Source organism: Mesorhizobium sp. M0062 (assembly GCF_040323125.1).
In the GTDB taxonomy this organism is placed as follows: Bacteria; Pseudomonadota; Alphaproteobacteria; order Rhizobiales; family Rhizobiaceae; genus Mesorhizobium.
In genome coordinates this window covers 223,908-239,164 of sequence record NZ_JAMYUO010000004.1, presented here as the reverse complement: position 1 = coordinate 239,164, position 15,257 = coordinate 223,908, and the positions used below count along the sequence as shown (strand labels likewise).

Here is a 15,257-nt window from a genome sequence, read left to right as displayed (position 1 = left end):
CGCCCGACGATCCTTATCCCTGCCGCCTGGCCATGAAAGCAAGGCGCTCAAACAGATGCACGTCCTGCTCGTTCTTCAGCAGCGCGCCGTGCAGTTTCGGCAGCGCGTTCCTGGGGTCGGCGCGCAGATCCTCGGGTGCGATGTCGTCGGCGACCAGCAGGCGGATCCAGTCGAGCGCCTCGGAGGTCGACGGCTTCTTCTTCAACCCCTGCACGTCGCGGATCTCGTAGAACTGGGTCAGGGCAGCACGCACCAAATTCTGCTTTATGCCGGGATAGTGCACGTCGACGATTTTGTGCAGCGTGTCGACATCGGGAAAGCGGATGTAGTGGAAGAAGCACCGGCGCAGGAAGGCGTCGGGCAGTTCCTTCTCATTGTTGGAAGTGATGATGACGATGGGGCGCACAGCGGCGCGGATCGTTTCGCCGGTTTCGTAGACGAAGAACTCCATCCGATCGAGTTCCTGCAAAAGGTCGTTGGGGAATTCGATATCGGCCTTGTCGATCTCGTCGATCAACAGCACGACCTTCTTACCGGCCGCGAAGGCGTGCCAGAGCTTGCCGCGCTTGATGTAGTTTTTGATGTCGTTGAACCTGGCATCGCCGAGCTGGCTGTCGCGCAGCCGCGAGACAGCATCATATTCATACAGTCCCTGCTGCGCACGGGTGGTCGACTTGACGTGCCATTCGATCAGGTCGAGGCCGAGCGCCGATGCCACCTGGCGGGCAAGCTCGGTCTTGCCGGTGCCCGGCTCGCCCTTGACCAGCAATGGCCGCTCCAGCGCGATCGCGGCGTTCACCGCCACCATCAGATCCTTGTCGGCGACATAGGCCGCCGTGCCTTCGAAACGCATACTTGCTCCTCGGTTGGTCAGCGCGAGCGTAAGGACGCTGCTTGACCTGTGCAAGGGCGAGCCGGCTGCGACCAAAGCGTGTGAGATCGAAATGGAAACATCGGCTTCATGTCACTAGCGCTTGACCGACCAGCCGCCTATATTGGGCTTGGCGGTCTGCGCTTCCCGGCAGGAGAACATTTTCCCCGGGGCCTTAACGATCCTTAGGGAGCTGTCCCTGGGAAGACCCGTGGGTTTTCTCATACGGCGCCCACCTACTTTGTAGGTTCCCGGGATCGCTCTCTCCACCGGTTGTGTGGATCGTCACTTACCTGTATCCGCCCAGTTTGGCGGATGATGTGGTAGAAAACGTCGCTCATGAAACGTCACCCAGATCCGACCTTTTCTATCGTCCGCGCATGACATCTCCCAAAGCCCTGAAAAAGCAGCTGCGCCTCGAGGCACTCGGCCGCCGCGATGCGCTCGATCCGCTGTGGCGGGTGGAGATCGCGCTTGAGATGGCCGAGACGGCGCGCGACCACCTCGCCATCGAGCCGGGTCAGATCGTTTCAGCTTTCTGGCCGATGCGATCGGAAGTCGACATCAGGCCGCTGATGTTCGCCTTGCGCGAGAAGGGGGCCAGGCTTTGCCTGCCGGCCATCCTCGACAAGACCACCATCGTCTTTCGCGAACTGGTGCGCGGCGCGCCGATGGTCGAGATGGGTTTTGGCACGGTCGGTCCGCATGCGGAGGCCGAGGTTCTCGATCCCGCGGTGATGCTGGTGCCGCTCGCGGCCTTCGACAGCCGCGGTCATCGCATCGGGTATGGCGCCGGCTATTACGACCGCGCCATCGCCAGGCTGATCGACAAGGGCCAGCCGCCACGACTGATCGGCATCGCCTTCGATTGCCAGGAGGTGGGTCTGGTGCCGGATGAGGCGCACGACGTCATCATCCCGGAAATACTCACCGAGAGCGGTTTGCGCCGCTTCGACATCGCTTAAAAGACCGCGATCCCGCTTAACGCGTTTCCAAGACGTGCCGGATAGTATTCCGGCAACACAGTCCGAGCCGATGGCGGCCATCATGTTTGTCTTCGCACGCTTCCTGCTGATGCCGTTCGTCCTCATCGCGGTAACGCTGTTCGCGATGGCATTGCACATTTCCGGAACGGCCCTGCACCACCAGTTCGCCTGGCATCAGACGGTTGCCACAGTGACGGATGTCAGTTCCTACAGCGAAGCCCAGGGTAATGGCCTCACCGCGAAAGGCATCAACGTCGCTGTCACCTATGTCGCGAACGATGCACCGATGACGTGGTCCGGCAAGGGAAAGGACATCGGCCTCTACACGGCGTCCAAAGGCGACGCGGTGAAGTTGTATTACAACCCTGCCAATCCATCGATCCTCGATACCGCGGCGATGAAGGGCTGGCGCGGCGGGCTGTTGCTCCTGGCCGCTACTGGTGGGTTCACTGTTTTTTACGTGTGGTTCTTCTGGCTGCGCGGACGCACCGCACCGCCGGCGTCACCGATGATGCCTTCGGCAGTTCGCGTTGCGGGCGCGAGCGCCAAGCCGCCTCAACAGCAGCGTGGTACTTTCGGCCGGCGTTAGCGCCAATCGCCCGGGTAGCGCTTGCCTAGCGTCCGTGCCTCTGGATAGAAGTGGGCATGAGACTTCTCTTCCTCGGCGACATGGTGGGCAAATCGGGACGTACGGCGGTGTGGGAACAACTGCCCGGCCTGATCTCGGATTTCAAACTCGACTTCGTCATCGTCAATGGCGAGAACGCCGCCGGCGGCTTCGGCATCACCGAAGACATTTTTCGCGACACCATCGCCGCCGGTGCGGATGTCGTCACCACCGGCAACCATGTCTGGGACCAGCGCGACGCACTGGTCTTCGCGCCGCGCGAGGAGCGCTTCTTGCGCCCGTCCAACTTCCCCAAGGGCACGCCGGGGCGCGGTTCCGGCGTCTATATCGCCAAAAACGGCGCGCGCGTGCTGGTCGCCAACATCATGGGCCGGGTGTTCATGCATCCCGAGCTCGACGATCCGTTCCAGGCCGGCGAGCGCGAGCTGGCCGCCTGTCCGCTGGGCGAGCAGGCCGATGCCGTGGTCATCGACTTCCATGCCGAAGCGACCTCGGAGAAAATGTGCTTCGCGCATTTCGTCGACGGCCGCGCCAGCCTCGTCATCGGCACCCATACGCACCAGCCGACGGCCGACCACCAGATCCTCAACGGCGGCACCGGCTACATGTCCGATGCCGGCATGTGCGGCGACTATGATTCCTCGCTCGGCATGGACAAGGAAGAGCCGCTCAACCGCTTCCTGTCGAAAGTGCCGAAAGGCCGCTTCGAGGCGGCGACCGGACCGGCGACATTGTGCGGCGTCGGCGTCACTATTTCCGACCGCACCGGCCTGACCGAGAAGATCGCGCCTTTTCGTCGCGGGCCGCGGCTCGAAGAAACCGCGCCATCCTTCTGGTCTTGACATTGATATAGTCGAGTAAAGTACCTAACTGGCGACGAAACTGCTCTAGATCGTTAAAGAGGGGACGACCTCCATGCAGCTGATCGAGTTCTTTGCGCCGCATTTTCAATTTGTTTCCGATCCAACCGCGTGGGTCGCGTTGCTGACGCTGATCGTCCTCGAGGTCGTGCTCGGCATCGACAATCTGATCTTCATCTCGATCCTGACCAACAAATTGCCTGAGGCGCAGCGCGCCCGCGCCCGCCGTCTCGGCATCTCGGCGGCGCTGATCATGCGGCTGGTGCTGCTCGCAACCATCTCCATCATCGTGCAGCTGACGACGCCGGTGTTCACAGCGTTCGGCCATGGCTTTTCCTGGCGCGACCTGATCCTGATTGCCGGCGGCCTGTTCCTGGTCTGGAAGGCGACCAAGGAAATCCACCACACCGTCGATCCCGACGACCACAAGGATACGATGATGGGCGAGACGCTGCAGATCTCGCTTGCCGGCGCCATCTTCCAGATCCTGCTGCTCGATCTCGTCTTTTCGATCGATTCGATCATCACCGCCGTCGGCATGACCGACGAGATTGCCATCATGTACATCGCCGTGATCGTGGCGGTGAGCGTGATGATGCTGGCGGCCGGGCCGCTGGCCAATTTCATCGCCAAGAACCCGAGCATCGTCATGCTGGCGCTGGGCTTCCTGCTGATGATCGGCATGACGCTGATCGCCGACGGCATGGGCTATCATGTGCCGAAGGGCTACATCTACGCCGCGATGGGCTTTTCCGCCCTGGTCGAGGGCCTCAACATGCTGGCGCGGCGAAGGAAGAAATCCAGCGGTGGGCATTGAGGCTGGGCGATCGGGGCGATCCTAGCGCCCCGGCACGCCCTTCGGATAACGGTCGCCGATCAGGCCAAGCGACAGGCCCTGTTCCAGCCATGCCTTTGCGCCGGCAAGAACGAGTGCGAAGCCGTCGGTCGAGCCGACCGCCTGCTTGACCTGCTCGTCGGCGGTGCCGGCGAAGCCGAAATTGCTGACCTCAAGAAAGGTCGCACCGTCAGGCGTTTCGGCGCCGGGCATCTCCGTGAATGTCCAGACCACAGTGGTCGGCGGATCGCTCCATTGCATGACGATCTTCTTGTTCTCGACGATCTCGCTGACATTGACCATCGCCGAGGCCCCGTACATGCGCCACTCCCAGCGAACCTCTTTGCGGCTATCCAGCCGGCCGCTACTGTGGGTAAACCAGAATTTCGTGGTGATGGCCGGGTCGACGATCGCCTCGAAGACCTCGGCGACCGGCCGCCTGATCAGCATGCCGGCTTCGGCAGTCGGCGTTTTGTGAATTTCCATCGATGCTCCTTTCCTTGTCCGGTTTGCGCTCACCAGGCGTAAGGCTCGCGCACCATGTGAACGATGCTGGCCGGGTTGGCGATCCAGAAGCCGCGAAAGCTTTCGCCCAGGGGCTCGACCGCGTCGCAACGGACGACGCCGGCCTTGGCGAGATGATCCGCAATGGCTGCAGAATTGTCGGTGAAAAGCTCAAGCCAGACTTCGGCCTGGCTCAGCATCGGCGCCTCGTCGATCCACAGACGGTTTGGGCCAAGCTCGAAGCCGATGGCCGGCGTCTTGGCGGTGAATGGATTCAAGCCGACGACGTCGCGATAGAAGGCGATCGTCGCCTCGTACTGATGTGACGGGACTTTCATGGCGATGTTGATTCCACCTGTCATTTTCGCGGTTATTGCGGGCTCCGTTGCGCTGTTCATCTGTTTGTCTCGTTGGCCGGCTCGCCCCTCATCTCGCCGCGGTAGTAGCCGTCGCGCAGATTGATGCCGTATTCGACATAGGCCTTCATGCAGGCCAGCATCTGCGACCAGCCCTCGCAATTGAGGTAGGATTTCTGCAGGCCGACCACGCCTTCCGGCCAGCCGGATTCAGCAATGGTCACAAGGGTGCCGCCATCGTCCAGCGGCTCGAAGTTCATCTCGATGCGTGTCTTGTAGGCGGGCTTGCCTTCGGCATCGGTGGCATCCCAGCGCAGCACGATATGGCGGTCCTTGATCACCTCATCGACTTCGACGGGCACCTTGCCCCACCAGACCACCCCGGTGCCGGCCTTCAGCGGCGCGCTGGCGCCGCCGATGATGGTGAAATAGCCACTCAGCTTTTTGGGATTGACGACGGCGTCGAAGACTTCGGCGACCGGTTTGCCGATGCGCCCGGAAACTCTGAATCCAAGAGACATATCCACAGCTCCTCCTTGATTGGCTCGACGATATGTTATAGAAACATAACATGTCAAGCCAAACCGCAGACGATCACGTTTTCAAGGCGTTGGCGCATCCGCGCCGTCGCGAATTGCTGGATCGGCTGAAGGATGCGCCGCAGACGACCGGCATGTTGTGCGAGGCGTTTCCCGACATCGATCGCTGCACCGTCATGCTGCATCTCAAGGTGCTGGAAGAAGCCGAACTGGTGGTGGCAAAGCGCCAAGGGCGAGAGCGCTGGAACCATCTCAACGCGCTGCCGATCAAGCACATCCACGACCGCTGGATCAGCCAGTATGCCGGCCATGCGCTCAGCATTATCGACCGGCTGAAGTCCGATCTGGAGGGCTGAACCGGCGCGGCTGGACGAATTGAGCCGATTTATCTATAAGCCGGCCATTCCGACAGAGAACGCCGTGCATCCATCGCGTTGCACCTTGGACGGCTCTGAAAATTTGAATTCGAGTACCCGGGAGGACGAGGTGAGACCACCTCGCTTCGGGATGCTCTAGCCGAAGACGACAGGGGTGCCATGGCCGGCCATTCACAGTTCAAGAACATCATGCACCGCAAGGGCCGGCAGGACGCGGTGCGGTCGAAAATGTTTTCCAAGCTGGCGCGCGAAATCACCGTCGCCGCCAAGAGCGGAACACCGGATCCGTCGATGAACCCGCGTTTGCGCCTGGCCATTCAGAACGCCAAGGCGGTGTCGATGCCGAAGGACAACATCCAGCGCGCCATCAACAAGGCATCGATGGGCGATGCCGAGAATTACGAAGCGGTGCGCTATGAAGGCTATGGGCCAGGCGGCGTGGCGCTGATCGTCGAGGCGCTGACCGACAACCGCAACCGCTCGGCCTCGAACGTGCGCGCCGCCTTCACCAAAGCCGGGGGTGCGCTTGGTGAAACCGGCTCGGTGTCGTTCATGTGGAACCGCGCCGGCGAGATTTACTATCCGGCCTCCGCCGGCAGCGCCGACAAGGTGATGGACGCGGCGATCGAGGCCGGCGCCGATGACGTCGAGTCCGACGAGGAAGGCCACACCATCTACTGTGCGTTCGAGAGTATGGGCGAAGTGTCTAAGGCGCTGGAAGCCTCGCTTGGCGAGGCCGAATCGGTGAAGCCGATCTGGCAGCCGCAGAACAATGTCCCGGTCGACGAAGAGCGGGCGCAATCGCTGATGAAACTGGTGGCAACGCTCGAGGACGATGACGACGTGCAGAGCGTCTACGCCAATTTCGAGGTCGACGACGAGACCATGGCCAAGCTCAGCGCGGCATGAGTTTCTGACCGTCACACGGAAGTGTAGGCGAAGGCCGTAGCCAAGGACTCCCCACCCAATGTATAGATCAGTCAGTGATCGACGGGAGGGGAGATGACCGGCGAAGGGATTCCACTTGCCGGTGCGATGGCTTGGCCTCGCCGCGGTGGCTTCTGGCGTCGGTTCCTTGCTTCGTTTATCGACTACCTTGTCGTGCTGATACCTCTCTATTTTCTGGTGGCTGGCTTGTTCGCGCTGACCGACGGTGCGGTGAAAGGTCACTTCTGGCTCTTCCTAAGAATATGCAGCTCGGCCAAGGTGCACGGCGGTCCGTCGCTTGGACGGTACGATTGGCAGGTGTGCAAGTCGTCTCTCTTCGGCTTTCCAGTAGCCGATTGGGCAGTTGGCACTGCGAAGGAAACCCAGTCTGCGAAGCCCGAGACGGTTTCAATCGATCTTAATTCGAAGGGGAATTTTCGACCTACGGCGTTGGATCTGAGTTTCCCTCCAAGTACCCGCTCTGGCGATCTATCTTCTTCTTATGGAGATGGCCTCGGGCCGATCAGTCGGTAAGCGGGCTTTGGTGCTCGTCGTTTATGACGAGAATGAATGGCAGAGAAGAGGCTTGCCCTTGCGAAAGGCGTTTCGTCGACAGGTGATCAAGTTTCTCGGCACTTTCCCCGTCGTACTGACAGGGGCATGGTTTGCCTTTCAGACCTGGGGGAGCTTTCCGCGACCTGCGCCGAGCAATGCCTGGTTGGAATTCGTGCCCGCCTTGGTCGCGATCGGCTTGTCTTTGGTCTGGAAGGTCTGGATCGGAATAACGATAGCGTTGGGCAATGAGCCGATCCATGATCGGGTTGCCGGCACAACCGTTCGCACCCGCGAGACACATGAATGAGCCTCCCTGATAAACCTCGGATCGTCATCACCTATTGCACGCAGTGCCAGTGGCTGCTGCGGGCCGGCTGGATGGCGCAGGAACTGCTATCCACCTTCGGCACGGATCTCGGTGAAGTGACGCTGGTGCCGGGCACAGGCGGCATCTTCACCGTTTCCTGCAACGATGTGCTGGTCTGGGACCGCAAGCGCGACGGCGGCTTTCCCGATGCAGCCAAGCTCAAGCAGCTGGTGCGCGACGTCATCGATCCGGACCGCGATCTAGGCCATTCCGACCGCAAGGGTCACACGCAAAACGACCCCTCTTGAGGCGAGGTCCTTGCGTTTGCGAAGTGCCATTTTTCATAGCAATGCGAAGATGAAACAGGCCATCGACACGATGGCGGTGATGGTGCGGACGTGGTTCCACATCACCCATTGGTTCAGATGGTTCTCCCACACGGCTGCGCCATTGGCGCTGGCCGGGTCGACGGCGGCGAGCGCATCGTTGAGCGGCACATTGAAGACCATGGTCACGATCGGGTTGCCGATCAAATAGATCACGGCACCGGCAAGCAGCCAGTATAAGCCGGACTGGCTCCACCCCATGAGAACGGCGGCGATAAGCACCAGACAGAGCAGGCCGGTGCCGAACAGCGCCGTCATGAAGGTGGGCGTGATCACCGTGATGTTGATCGAATTCATCGCTGCGATGCCTTGGGGGACCGGCAGCCGGGCAAGCGCCGACATGATAAAGTTGGAAAAGGCGAAGAACACGCCGCCGACGACGCCCGAGCCGATGGCGGCGATGATGGTGAGGGTGGGAAGAAGCTTGATCATCTCAGTTGCTCCAGATGCCGGTTGCAGCGGTTTCATTTGCGTAGGCGGAAAAGTCTTTCGGCGCGCGGCCGAGCACACGCTGGACGCCGTCGGTCAGCGTCTCGTTGCGGCCGTCAAGCACTTCGGTGAACAGCTCGTTGAGCAGCCAGGCGATTTCGGGCGGCAGTTCGTATGCCGCCGTCGCGGCGGTGAATTCGTCATGCGAGATCTTGATATAGCGGATGTCGCGGCCGGTCGCCTTGGCGATCTCGGCAACCGCGTCGGCGAAGCTTAGCAGCCGCGGCCCGGTCAACTCATAGAGCTGGCCGACATGACCCGGTTCGGTCAGCGCAACGAAGGCAGCATCGGCGATGTCGTCGGCATCGACGAAGGGCTCGCCAACAGGGCCGACAGGCAAGGCCACTTCGCCTTGCAGCAGGGACTCGACGAGAAAACCTTCGCTGAAATTCTGCGAAAACCAGGCGCAACGCAGGATCGTCCAGTCAGCGCCCGAGGCTTTGACCATCTCTTCGGCGCGCTGGGCTTCGGTCTCGCCGCGGCCGGAGAGCAGCACCCATGCGGGTGACGCCATTTGCCACCGCAAGCCTGGCGAAGGCGCCGACGGTCTCGGCGGCGCCCGGCACGGCGATGTCGGGATAGTAACTGATGTAGACGGCGCCCACGCCCTGCATGGCAGGCTCCCAGGTCTCCGGAACCTCCCAGTCGAAGCGGGGGCTGCCGGAACGCGAGCCGATGCGCACGGGAATGCCCTGTGAGGTCAGCCGCTCGGCGAGGCGACGGCCGGTCTTGCCAGTGCCACCGAGGATCAGGACTGGTTTGGTGTCGGTCATGGTGGTTTTCCTCTGTTCATAAACATGAGTAGTCCTCACATTTGCAAAACGTGATAAACCCTCGTATTTTGGGAGTCAAGCCGTCTGTTGGCAGATTTTGTCGAGACCGGAGGCCGTCATGGAAGACACAGCAACGCCCGCATCTGCCCAGGAGCAGGTCGCATCGCCGCGACGGGCGCCCACCCAGCAGCGCAGCCGCGAGCGGGTCGAGCGCATGCTGGCCGCAGCCTCGGCGCTGATTGCCGAGCAAGGCAGCGACGCCATGCGCATGGGCGAGGTGGCGGAACGGGCCGCGGTGTCGATCGGCTCGCTCTACCAGTTCTTTCCCGACAAGCGGGCGATCGTCTGGGCGCTGGCCGAGCGCTACACCGCCGAAAGCCAGGCCTGCATCTCCTCGGCGCTCAAGGATGTCGTCGACGCCGAGGGCCTGCGGCAGGCGTTTTCGGAGCTGGTGGATATCTACTATCAGCTGTTCCTGGCCGAGCCGGTGATGCGCGACATCTGGTCGGGCACGCAGGCCGACAAGGCGCTGCGCCAGCTCGAACTCGCCGACAGCCGGGCAAATGCCGAATTCCTGACCATGGTGCTGAAGCGGCTGCATCCCGGCGCCGATCCGGTGGCGCTGGAGACCACAGCGTTTCTGGTCTGGCAGATGGGCGAGGCTGCCGTGCGGCTGGCGATCTCGGTCGACCGGCAGGAGGGCGACAGGCTGGTCGCCGCCTACAAGCGCATGGCGCTGCGGGAATTGGTGGACGGGTAGGCTCGCACCACTCTGGGAAGGGTCGCTTCGAAGCAGCAGGGTGGAGGCGTCGGACCGCACCCGACCCTTGGGCCGACCTCCCCACAAGCGGGAGGTATCGGGCGCGTTAGCTTGAAGCGACTGACTTTGGCGGCAACAAAAAACCCGCCACAAGGGCGGGTTCTTGATTCAGCGATACAGGTAAACTTTAGAGGCCGAAGCCTTCGAAGCGCTTCTTGAACTTCGACAGGCGGCCGCCGCGGTCGAGCAGGGTCTGCTGGCCGCCGGTCCAGGCCGGGTGCGTGGTCGGGTCGATATCGAGGTTCATCGTATCGCCTTCCTTGCCCCAGGTCGAACGGGTCGAGTATTCGGTGCCATCGGTCATGACGACCTTGATGGTGTGGTAGTCGGGATGGATATCGGCCTTCATTGTCGTGCTTCCTGGCTTGTGGCGCTACAGACGGGCCCGCGGCCTGCGTCGATGCGCCCCTTTTTAAAACTCGAAGCCGCAGCTATTGAAAAGCCACGGCTTCTAAAACGGTCGGCGAGCCTATACATCAGCCGGAATTGAATCACAAGGCCGCGGCAGGCGCATATTGAAAGCGCCCACCTGGAAGCGGCCAGAGGAAACGGTCATGGCGGACATCAGCGGCGAGCAAGACGGGCGCAGGCGCTCGCTCGGGCCGCTCAGGCGCCTATATCCCTACATATTCCGCTACCGCAAACTGGTCATAGGCGCCCTCATTTCGCTCGCCATCGCCGCGGCGACGACGCTGGCGCTGCCGCTGGCCGTGCGGCGCATGATCGATCACGGTTTCAGTGCTTCCGGCACCGTCTTCATCGCCGAGTATTTCGCCGCTTTGGTTGCGATGGCAGCCATTCTGGCGGCGGCGTCGGCCGGACGCTACTACTTCGTCATCACGCTCGGCGAGCGGGTCGTTGCCGACATCCGCAGCGACGTGTTTTCGCATGTCACGACGCTTTCGCCGTCCTTCTTCGACACCGCCCAGTCGGGCGAGATCGTCTCGCGGCTTGCCGCCGACACCACGCAGGTGAAATCCGCCGTCGGCGCCACTGCCTCCGTGGCGTTGCGCAACGTCATCCTCGGCCTTGGCGCGGTGGCGATGATGGTCGTCACCAGCCCGAAACTGTCGGGCCTGGTGATCGCGGCCATTCCGCTCATCGTGCTGCCGCTGGTCGCGTTCGGCCGTTCGGTGAGGCGCCGGTCACGGCAGGCGCAGGATACGCTGGCGCAAGCGACCGCCTATGCCAGCGAGCAGATCGGCGCGGTGCGCACGCTGCAGGCGTTCACCAACGAGACGCTGGTCACCGGGCGGTTCTCGGCCGCGGTGGAAGCCGCCTTCCAGGCGGCGCGCTCGTCGATCTTCTACCGCTCGCTGCTCACCTTCTTTGCCATCTTCATGATCTTTTCCTCGGTCGTGGCGGTGTTGTGGTTCGGCTCGCGTGACGTGCTTGCCGGCACGATGTCGCCCGGCACGCTCGGCCAGTTCCTGCTTTACTCCGTGTTTGCCGCAGGCGCGCTGGGCGCACTGTCGGAAGTCTGGGGCGAGCTTGCCCAGGCGGCGGGTGCGGCCGAAAGGCTGACCGAGATACTCGACGAGACGCCGGCGATTCAACCGCCGGCCAATCCGCTGCCGCTGCCCGCCAAGGCGACAGGCGCGATCAGTTTCGACGACGTCTCCTTCTCCTACCCGGCAAGGCCGGACCGTGCCGCCGTCCACGGCTTGAGTTTTCAGGTCAAGCCGGGCGAGACGGTGGCGATCGTCGGCCCGTCGGGCGCCGGAAAGAGCACCGTCTTTTCGCTGATCCTGCGCTTCTACGATCCCGAAACCGGCCGCATCGCCATTGACGGTGTCGACGTGCGCAAAGCCGATCCGGCTGAAGTGCGGGAGCGCATTGCCATCGTGCCGCAGGATGTCACCATCTTTGCGGCAAGCGCGCGCGACAATATCGGCTTTGGCCGGCCGGGCGCGACGAATGCCGAGATCGAGGCCGCCGCCAGGGACGCGCTGGCCGACGAGTTCATCCTCAGGCTCGACAAGGGCTACGACAGCCAGGTCGGCGAGCGCGGCGTCACCTTGTCCGGCGGCCAACGTCAGCGCGTGGCGATCGCCCGCGCCATCCTGCGCGACGCGCCGATCCTGCTGCTCGACGAAGCCACGTCGGCGCTCGACGCCGAAAGCGAAACGCTGGTGCAGACGGCGCTGGAACGGCTGATGCAGGGCCGCACCACCATCGTCATCGCCCACCGGCTGGCGACCGTGCTGAAGGCCGACCGCATCCTGGTCATGGATGGCGGCCGCCTCGTCGAGGAAGGCACGCACCAGAGCCTGGTCGCCAAGGGCGGCATCTATGCAAGGCTGGCCAAGCTGCAGTTCGAAACCGGAGCAAGCGCCTTCAGGGGTGCCGCGGAGTAGCAACCCGCAATCAGGCGGGACCATACCGCTTGCGGAGATGCTCGGTGAAATACGCGGCGTTGAGCTTTTCGCCGGTGGCGCGCTCAAGCAGTTCGGGCGTCGACCAGCGCGAACCCTGCGACCAGATCTTGTCGCGGCGCCAGTCATTGATGGCGGCGAAATTGCCCTTGGCAAGCTCGCTGTCGGCTGAAGGATGGTCGCGCGTCAGCGCAGCCCATTGCTGCGCCGCCATCATGGCGCCCAGCGTATAGGACGGGAAATAGCCGAAGGCGGCGCCCGGCCAATGCACGTCCTGCATCGGTCCGTCGGCTGGGTTGTCGATGGTCGAAAGGCCAAGATACTCCCGCATCTTGGCGTCCCACGCTTCGGGCAGGTCGGCCGCCTGCAGCCGCCCCGAGACCAGCTCCTGCTCCAACTCGTAGCGCAGGATGACATGCAGCGGGTAGGTTACCTCGTCCGCGTCGACGCGGATCAGGCCGCGCTCGACCCGGTGCACATGCGGCAGGATGTCGTCGAGCGACCAGGCTTCGCCGAGATGCTTTTCGACCACGGGCAGCGCCCAGCGCCAGAATTCGGGGTTGCGGCCGACCTGTTTCTCGACGAACAGGCTCTGGCTTTCATGCACCGCCATGCCGCGCGCCTTGCCGAGCGGCCAGTGCGCCCAGGCCTTCGGTAGGTTCTGCTCGTAGAGCGCATGGCCGGTCTCGTGCAGCACGCCCATCAAGGCCGACAGGAAGTCGGACGTTTTGTAGCGGGTGGTGATGCGCACGTCGCTCGGCACGCCGCCGCAGAAGGGATGGTGCGATACGGACAGAGAACCGTGGGTGAGGTCGAAGCCGACCGAAGCCATCATGGCGAGACCAAGCTCGCGCTGCCGGTCGATCGCATAGCTACCGGAGAGCGGCTTCACGGGATGCCCGGCCAGGCGCGCTTCCTGCGCGGCCAGGGCTTCCGGCACGAAGCCCTTCAGGAATGTCTTCAGCTCGGTGAACACCGGCGTGATGTCGGCGGCGCGGTTGCCAGGATCGTATTGCTCCATCAGTGCGTCGTAGGGATCGAGGCCGAGCGCGTCGGCGCGCAAAGCGGCTTCCTCGCGCACCAGCGCGATGACACCTTCGAGCGCCGGCAGGAAGCCGGCCCAGTCATTCTTGGCGCGCAGGTCGCGCCAGAGCTGCTCGGAGCGCATACGGGCCACCGTCTGGCGCTCGACGAATTCGACCGGCAGGCAGGTCAGGTTGGTGTATTGGCGACGCAGTTCGCGGACCGCCGCCTGCTGCTCCTCGTTGAGCGACTCCTGTTCGGCGGCGGCGAGCCAGTCGGCGATCTCCGGCGCCGTTGCCCTGATATGCAGCATCCCGGCCAGGGACGACATGGCTTCGGCGCGCTTCTCGCCGCCGCCGACAGCCATGTGAGTCGCCTCGTCGGCGCCGAGGATAGCGAGCGCATGTTCCAGCGCTTCGAGCTTGTGGCCGAGATCATCGAGTTTGTGAAAGGACATGGCAGGTTCCGCGTTTTGGACGGCGGGAAAAGATACCAACGCGCCAGGATTGGCAACCCTCAAAGGTGGCTATCGCCGATGCAGCTTGCGCCGGTGAGCTTGTGCGTGGAATGCTGGCTTGCGGTGGAACACCGCCGGAGGGGAGACTGAGATGATCGGCAATTTCCTGGTCGGGCTGGTGGCCCTGATCCACCTCTTTATCGTCTATCTGGAGATGGTGGCGTGGGACACACCGCGCGGGCACAGGGCGTTCAACCTCAAGCCGGACTTCGCCAGCGCATCGAAGGTGCTCGCCGCCAATCAGGGGCTCTACAACGGCTTCCTTGCCGCCGGGCTGATCTGGGGCCTCTATCTCGGCGCGGCGGGATTCCAGATCAAGGTGTTCTTCCTGCTTTGCATCGCCGTCGCCGGGCTCTATGGCGCGGCGACTGCCAGCCGGAAGATCCTCTATATTCAGACCGTGCCGGCGGTGCTGGCCCTCGCTGCGCTGTGGCAGGGCTGGTGACAAAAAAGACGCCCTCGGAGCCAGATCCGGGGGCGTCAGACAGTCCCTTCCTCATTCCTGGAGATATCAGAGCGGATCTCAGCCGTTCGGATAATTTCCGCCGTCGGAGCCATCACCGATCATGAAGCCGCTGCCGGTGTCGGACATCAGCCTCTGATCGACATTGTCGAGGCGGCGCAGCAGATCGTGATATTGCGCGGCCGGGATCCGGCCATGGTCCGAAGCGGCGACCCGTTCGGCGGCCTGGCCGATATGCGCAGCACGCAGATGCAGCCACTGCGCTTCCGAGGTCGAGATGCCCTTCGTCTCGCGCGCATCCGTGATGCCCTGTTCGACGCCCCGCACCTGCTCGATCAGGCCGGTCACGCGCGGACCGGTCATGTCGGTCGGGTCGCTGGCGTCGAGGGCGCCCTTGTGATGTCCGGCGGCATAGGCGCCGGCGAGTGGAACAGTGATCAGAAGTGTCGTGAGGGTTGCGGTCCTGAGAGTCTTCAAAGAGCGCATGATGTGCGTCTCCTCCTGCTATGGAAGGGGCAAGCGCTTTCGCTCCGCCTTCCGGAAGCGGGCCGTCCGGTTCCGTCGCGTCGCGATGGGAGGCATCGCCGGCGGTTCTCGGCCCTGCGCGTCAAAGTAGGAGCCCGGAAACGCGAAGTGTAATTAAAGAAAGATAATGTTTTCAGGCCT

20 protein-coding genes, 1 other RNA gene and 1 pseudogene are annotated in these 15,257 nt (G+C 62.8%); 13 read left to right on the top strand and 9 right to left on the bottom strand.

Annotated features, from left to right (window positions below):
* Positions 1-13: 13 nt before the first annotated feature.
* A complete protein-coding gene (locus NKJ64_RS07325; protein ID WP_023694573.1) occupies positions 14-853 on the bottom strand; it encodes an AAA family ATPase in 840 nt (279 codons plus the stop codon).
* A gap of 150 nt (positions 854-1,003) precedes the next feature.
* On the opposite strand from NKJ64_RS07325, the gene ssrS reads away from it, so the two are divergent.
* From ssrS to NKJ64_RS07300, 5 genes are all read left to right on the top strand, one after another.
* A non-coding RNA gene (gene ssrS, locus NKJ64_RS07320) (6S RNA) lies at positions 1,004-1,159 on the top strand.
* Positions 1,160-1,251: 92 nt separating this feature from the next.
* The gene (locus NKJ64_RS07315) at positions 1,252-1,836 is read left to right on the top strand and encodes a 5-formyltetrahydrofolate cyclo-ligase (RefSeq protein ID WP_023832606.1); all 585 of its coding nucleotides are present in this window, start codon (positions 1,252-1,254) and stop codon (positions 1,834-1,836) included.
* 82 nt (positions 1,837-1,918) lie between these two features.
* The gene (locus NKJ64_RS07310) at positions 1,919-2,446 is read left to right on the top strand and encodes a DUF3592 domain-containing protein (RefSeq protein ID WP_196813862.1); all 528 of its coding nucleotides are present in this window, start codon (positions 1,919-1,921) and stop codon (positions 2,444-2,446) included.
* 56 nt (positions 2,447-2,502) lie between these two features.
* Complete coding sequence (locus NKJ64_RS07305) at positions 2,503-3,327, top strand: TIGR00282 family metallophosphoesterase (RefSeq protein WP_023668734.1); 825 nt, start codon at positions 2,503-2,505, stop codon at positions 3,325-3,327.
* A 73-nt stretch (positions 3,328-3,400) separates the two neighbouring features.
* Positions 3,401-4,162 carry a TerC family protein gene (locus tag NKJ64_RS07300; protein ID WP_023694576.1) on the top strand — a complete coding sequence of 254 codons (762 nt, stop codon included), beginning with the start codon at positions 3,401-3,403 and terminating at the stop codon, positions 4,160-4,162.
* A 21-nt stretch (positions 4,163-4,183) separates the two neighbouring features.
* Here the strand turns inward: NKJ64_RS07300 and NKJ64_RS07295 are convergent, their stop codons facing one another.
* The 3 genes from NKJ64_RS07295 to NKJ64_RS07285 are packed head-to-tail and all read right to left on the bottom strand — an operon-like array spanning position 4,184 to position 5,561.
* Positions 4,184-4,666 (bottom strand): SRPBCC family protein, encoded by a 483-nt coding sequence (locus NKJ64_RS07295; protein WP_023698429.1) that lies wholly within the window; start codon positions 4,664-4,666, stop codon positions 4,184-4,186.
* A 29-nt stretch (positions 4,667-4,695) separates the two neighbouring features.
* Positions 4,696-5,082, bottom strand: coding sequence for a VOC family protein (locus NKJ64_RS07290; protein ID WP_460221647.1), 387 nt, complete (start codon positions 5,080-5,082; stop codon positions 4,696-4,698).
* On the bottom strand, positions 5,079-5,561 hold the full coding sequence (locus NKJ64_RS07285) for an SRPBCC domain-containing protein (protein WP_352462245.1): 483 nt from the start codon (positions 5,559-5,561) through the stop codon (positions 5,079-5,081). The genes NKJ64_RS07290 and NKJ64_RS07285 overlap by 4 nt, the downstream gene beginning before the upstream one ends.
* 50 nt (positions 5,562-5,611) lie before the next feature.
* Between NKJ64_RS07285 and NKJ64_RS07280 the strand changes: the two genes are divergently transcribed.
* The 5 genes from NKJ64_RS07280 to NKJ64_RS07260 all read left to right on the top strand — a co-directional run bounded on the left by NKJ64_RS07280 (position 5,612) and on the right by NKJ64_RS07260 (position 8,053).
* Positions 5,612-5,935 (top strand): ArsR/SmtB family transcription factor, encoded by a 324-nt coding sequence (locus NKJ64_RS07280; RefSeq protein ID WP_023668739.1) that lies wholly within the window; start codon positions 5,612-5,614, stop codon positions 5,933-5,935.
* 180 nt (positions 5,936-6,115) lie between these two features.
* Positions 6,116-6,865, top strand: a complete 750-nt coding sequence (locus NKJ64_RS07275) for a YebC/PmpR family DNA-binding transcriptional regulator (RefSeq protein ID WP_023668740.1) — start codon at positions 6,116-6,118, stop codon at positions 6,863-6,865.
* 93 nt (positions 6,866-6,958) lie between these two features.
* The gene (locus NKJ64_RS07270) at positions 6,959-7,417 is read left to right on the top strand and encodes an RDD family protein (RefSeq protein WP_155922484.1); all 459 of its coding nucleotides are present in this window, start codon (positions 6,959-6,961) and stop codon (positions 7,415-7,417) included.
* A gap of 7 nt (positions 7,418-7,424) precedes the next feature.
* On the top strand, positions 7,425-7,745 hold the full coding sequence (locus NKJ64_RS07265; RefSeq protein ID WP_352462244.1) for a hypothetical protein: 321 nt from the start codon (positions 7,425-7,427) through the stop codon (positions 7,743-7,745).
* The gene (locus NKJ64_RS07260) at positions 7,742-8,053 is read left to right on the top strand and encodes an Rdx family protein (protein ID WP_023755551.1); all 312 of its coding nucleotides are present in this window, start codon (positions 7,742-7,744) and stop codon (positions 8,051-8,053) included. Before NKJ64_RS07265 ends, NKJ64_RS07260 begins: the two co-directional genes overlap by 4 nt.
* Before the next feature lie 33 nt (positions 8,054-8,086).
* Here NKJ64_RS07260 and NKJ64_RS07255 read toward each other — a convergent pair whose 3' ends face one another.
* A complete protein-coding gene (locus NKJ64_RS07255; protein ID WP_352462243.1) occupies positions 8,087-8,563 on the bottom strand; it encodes an anthrone oxygenase family protein in 477 nt (158 codons plus the stop codon).
* A 1-nt stretch (position 8,564) separates the two neighbouring features.
* Positions 8,565-9,393, bottom strand: a pseudogene (locus NKJ64_RS07250) (NAD(P)H-binding protein).
* Between the two features lie 118 nt (positions 9,394-9,511).
* Here NKJ64_RS07250 and NKJ64_RS07245 point away from each other — a divergent pair.
* Positions 9,512-10,153, top strand: coding sequence for a TetR/AcrR family transcriptional regulator (locus NKJ64_RS07245; protein ID WP_023684159.1), 642 nt, complete (start codon positions 9,512-9,514; stop codon positions 10,151-10,153).
* Between the two features lie 187 nt (positions 10,154-10,340).
* Here NKJ64_RS07245 and rpmE read toward each other — a convergent pair whose 3' ends face one another.
* Positions 10,341-10,562, bottom strand: a complete 222-nt coding sequence (gene rpmE / locus NKJ64_RS07240) for a 50S ribosomal protein L31 (protein ID WP_023668748.1) — start codon at positions 10,560-10,562, stop codon at positions 10,341-10,343.
* Between the two features lie 205 nt (positions 10,563-10,767).
* On the opposite strand from rpmE, the gene NKJ64_RS07235 reads away from it, so the two are divergent.
* On the top strand, positions 10,768-12,570 hold the full coding sequence (locus tag NKJ64_RS07235; protein ID WP_352462241.1) for an ABC transporter transmembrane domain-containing protein: 1,803 nt from the start codon (positions 10,768-10,770) through the stop codon (positions 12,568-12,570).
* Positions 12,571-12,580: 10 nt separating this feature from the next.
* On the opposite strand, the gene NKJ64_RS07230 is transcribed toward NKJ64_RS07235, so the two are convergent.
* A complete protein-coding gene (locus tag NKJ64_RS07230; protein WP_352462239.1) occupies positions 12,581-14,068 on the bottom strand; it encodes a carboxypeptidase M32 in 1,488 nt (495 codons plus the stop codon).
* A 151-nt stretch (positions 14,069-14,219) separates the two neighbouring features.
* Here NKJ64_RS07230 and NKJ64_RS07225 point away from each other — a divergent pair, with 151 nt between their 5' ends.
* On the top strand, positions 14,220-14,573 hold the full coding sequence (locus tag NKJ64_RS07225; RefSeq protein WP_352462237.1) for a DUF1304 domain-containing protein: 354 nt from the start codon (positions 14,220-14,222) through the stop codon (positions 14,571-14,573).
* Between the two features lie 78 nt (positions 14,574-14,651).
* Here the strand turns inward: NKJ64_RS07225 and NKJ64_RS07220 are convergent, their stop codons facing one another.
* The gene (locus NKJ64_RS07220) at positions 14,652-15,077 is read right to left on the bottom strand and encodes a hypothetical protein (protein ID WP_023688945.1); all 426 of its coding nucleotides are present in this window, start codon (positions 15,075-15,077) and stop codon (positions 14,652-14,654) included.
* Positions 15,078-15,257: the final 180 nt, after the last annotated feature.

What these genes read in the sequence shown, in the direction of transcription:
- NKJ64_RS07310 (WP_196813862.1), top strand. Translation starts at nt 1,919, where the DNA reads ATGTTTGTCTTCGCACGCTTCCTGCTGATGCCGTTCGTCCTCATCGCG.
- rpmE (WP_023668748.1), bottom strand. Translation starts at nt 10,562, where the DNA reads ATGAAGGCCGATATCCATCCCGACTACCACACCATCAAGGTCGTCATG.
- NKJ64_RS07220 (WP_023688945.1), bottom strand. Translation starts at nt 15,077, where the DNA reads ATGCGCTCTTTGAAGACTCTCAGGACCGCAACCCTCACGACACTTCTG.
- NKJ64_RS07230 (WP_352462239.1), bottom strand. Translation starts at nt 14,068, where the DNA reads ATGTCCTTTCACAAACTCGATGATCTCGGCCACAAGCTCGAAGCGCTG.
- NKJ64_RS07235 (WP_352462241.1), top strand. Translation starts at nt 10,768, where the DNA reads ATGGCGGACATCAGCGGCGAGCAAGACGGGCGCAGGCGCTCGCTCGGG.
- NKJ64_RS07245 (WP_023684159.1), top strand. Translation starts at nt 9,512, where the DNA reads ATGGAAGACACAGCAACGCCCGCATCTGCCCAGGAGCAGGTCGCATCG.
- NKJ64_RS07295 (WP_023698429.1), bottom strand. Translation starts at nt 4,666, where the DNA reads ATGGAAATTCACAAAACGCCGACTGCCGAAGCCGGCATGCTGATCAGG.
- NKJ64_RS07280 (WP_023668739.1), top strand. Translation starts at nt 5,612, where the DNA reads ATGTCAAGCCAAACCGCAGACGATCACGTTTTCAAGGCGTTGGCGCAT.
- NKJ64_RS07275 (WP_023668740.1), top strand. Translation starts at nt 6,116, where the DNA reads ATGGCCGGCCATTCACAGTTCAAGAACATCATGCACCGCAAGGGCCGG.
- NKJ64_RS07300 (WP_023694576.1), top strand. Translation starts at nt 3,401, where the DNA reads ATGCAGCTGATCGAGTTCTTTGCGCCGCATTTTCAATTTGTTTCCGAT.
- NKJ64_RS07285 (WP_352462245.1), bottom strand. Translation starts at nt 5,561, where the DNA reads ATGTCTCTTGGATTCAGAGTTTCCGGGCGCATCGGCAAACCGGTCGCC.
- NKJ64_RS07315 (WP_023832606.1), top strand. Translation starts at nt 1,252, where the DNA reads ATGACATCTCCCAAAGCCCTGAAAAAGCAGCTGCGCCTCGAGGCACTC.
- NKJ64_RS07290 (WP_460221647.1), bottom strand. Translation starts at nt 5,082, where the DNA reads ATGAACAGCGCAACGGAGCCCGCAATAACCGCGAAAATGACAGGTGGA.
- NKJ64_RS07225 (WP_352462237.1), top strand. Translation starts at nt 14,220, where the DNA reads ATGATCGGCAATTTCCTGGTCGGGCTGGTGGCCCTGATCCACCTCTTT.
- NKJ64_RS07270 (WP_155922484.1), top strand. Translation starts at nt 6,959, where the DNA reads ATGACCGGCGAAGGGATTCCACTTGCCGGTGCGATGGCTTGGCCTCGC.
- NKJ64_RS07260 (WP_023755551.1), top strand. Translation starts at nt 7,742, where the DNA reads ATGAGCCTCCCTGATAAACCTCGGATCGTCATCACCTATTGCACGCAG.
- NKJ64_RS07325 (WP_023694573.1), bottom strand. Translation starts at nt 853, where the DNA reads ATGCGTTTCGAAGGCACGGCGGCCTATGTCGCCGACAAGGATCTGATG.
- NKJ64_RS07305 (WP_023668734.1), top strand. Translation starts at nt 2,503, where the DNA reads ATGAGACTTCTCTTCCTCGGCGACATGGTGGGCAAATCGGGACGTACG.
- NKJ64_RS07255 (WP_352462243.1), bottom strand. Translation starts at nt 8,563, where the DNA reads ATGATCAAGCTTCTTCCCACCCTCACCATCATCGCCGCCATCGGCTCG.